2 protein-coding genes are annotated in these 2,331 nt (G+C 45.9%); both read left to right on the forward strand.

Going from position 1 to position 2,331, the window contains the following annotated elements; genetic code table 11:
- On the forward strand, positions 1–803 hold an 803-nt coding region (locus tag AC1DVB_RS26675; RefSeq protein ID WP_477591816.1), incomplete at its 5' end, for a PDR/VanB family oxidoreductase.
- Between the two features lie 54 nt (positions 804–857).
- A partial coding sequence (locus AC1DVB_RS26680; protein WP_477591818.1) for an aldehyde dehydrogenase family protein occupies positions 858–2,331 on the forward strand: 1,474 nt, incomplete at its 3' end.

The raw sequence follows: 2,331 nt of genomic DNA on the forward strand, positions 1-2,331 counted from the left end.
AGAGAGAGTACTCCCTTATCAGCAACCCAAGGGACCGCAATAAATATGCGATATCCATTCGGCGTGATGAGGCATCACGCGGAGGTTCGGCTTTCTGGCATGATCAAGTAAAGGTAGATTCCAGGTTGGAAGTCAGTTTTCCTAAAAATAACTTCCCTCTCAGCTTTCGAGCTAAGCATCATGCTTTTTATGCAGCTGGAATCGGCATAACCCCATTTCTGGCAATGATGGAAGACATGGCCGCCGAAGGGCAAACCTTCGAACTCCATTATGCAGCACGCACTCCGGAGTTATGTGCTTTTTATGATCTGCTGAAATCCAAATACAATGATCAATGCACCTTTTATTTTTCGCAGGCAGAAAACAAACGCAGAATGATGCCCGAGACGATGATGGATCATCGCATTGGCACGCACGTCTATTTTTGCGGACCAATCGAGATGGTGCAAGAGTATCGAAAAGCTGCCAGTTCCTATGGTTATCCGGAACATGCGATCCACTTCGAATTATTTGCGGCAAAAAATGATGGGGCGCGAGATCCTTTCATAGTCGACCTTACAGACAGCGATCGGTCCATCCGAGTTCAGGAGGGTGAAACACTGCTTGATGCGCTTTTAAGGGAAGGAATCGATGCACCTTATTCTTGTAAAGTAGGCGGGTGCGGAAGTTGTGAGGTGGATGTTGCAGAAGGTGAAGTGGATCACCGTGATTTCTTCCTTAGCGAAGAAAACCGTCAAACACGGAAATCAATCCTGACATGCTGCTCACGTGCGAAGGACGACAGACTGGTCTTAAAACTGTAACGATTAAATCCCGTACAGATTATAAAAAAATAATGAAAACCGGAGGAATGAAACATGACAATATTAGAAACGGCAGTTTTAGAGCTTAAAAATTACATCGACGGTAAGTGGCAGACCTCATCTTCAAATGAAGTAATCCCGGTAATCAATCCTGCAACACAGGAAATCATCGCAAAAGCTCCGCGTGCCACCAAAGAAGATACAGAAAGGGCAATCTCAGTAGCGAAGGCAGCCTTTGAAAGTGGAATCTGGTCAGGCCTAACAGCACAGGAGCGTGCTTCCTACCTATATAAAATCGCTGATAAAATTGATGAACGTGCCGAAGAGTTAACGATTCTTGAAACAATGGACAACGGGAAACTTAAAGCAGAGGCAGGTTTCGATATTGCTGATGCCGCCGCGTGTTTCCGTTACTACGCTGGTTTGGTCCTTCATCCAGAAGGGGAAACGTATCAAGTTCCCGCTCCCGTGCAAGCGATGGTTGTTCGTGAGCCAGTAGGTGTAGCCGGTTTGATTGTACCTTGGAATTTCCCACTTCTAATGAGTGTCTGGAAAATCGCACCGGCGCTTGCGGCAGGAAACACCATTGTATATAAACCGGCTGAAGTGACACCTGTAACAGCAATGAAATTATTCGAAATCCTGGAGGAAGCAGGCATCCCGAAAGGTGTGGCTAATATGGTGATGGGCCGCGGCACCGTTGTCGGTCAAACCATCGCGGAAAGCAACGATGTTGACATTGTTTCATTTACAGGAAGTACGGATGTTGGCCGCTCTATCATGAAGGCGGCAGCGGGCAACTTAAAGAAAATTTCCCTTGAGCTTGGCGGTAAATCACCTAACATCGTTTTTGCAGATGCAGATTTAGAGACAGCCGTCGATTATGGATTATTTGGCATCTTCTTCGGTGCCGGCCAAGTTTGTTCATCAGGCAGCCGAATTCTAGTTGAAGAAAGTATTTATGATGAATATGTAAAACGCTATGTTGAACGTGCAAATAAAATTAAAGTTGGACCTGGACTTGCAGAAGACAGCAACATGGGGGCCATTGTCAGCGAAGCGCAAATGAATAGCATTTTGAACTATATTGAAATCGGCAAACAGGAAGGTGCGACACTTGCGGCAGGCGGTTACCGTCTTGTTGATGACGGTCTTGACAAAGGGTACTTCATTGCACCGACTGTTTTCACAGATGTAACACCTGATATGCGCATCGTACAAGAGGAGATCTTCGGTCCAGTCGTTGTCATTCAAAAGTTCAAAGATGAAGAAGAAGCTATTAAACTGGCAAATGATACAGACTACGGACTTGCAGGCGGCGTCTTCACGAACGATGGAGCAAAAGGATTGCGTGTGATCAAGAAGGTACGGGCAGGCATCACATGGGTAAATGATTATCATCCAACATATGTCGAGGCGCCATGGGGCGGTTACAAACAGAGCGGGATTGGACGCAGTTTAGGAAAATACGGCTTGGACGAATACCAGGAAATTAAACAAATCAACATCAATCTCGATGTAAAACCCG

This window comes from Peribacillus sp. P4_D6 (assembly GCF_056401795.1).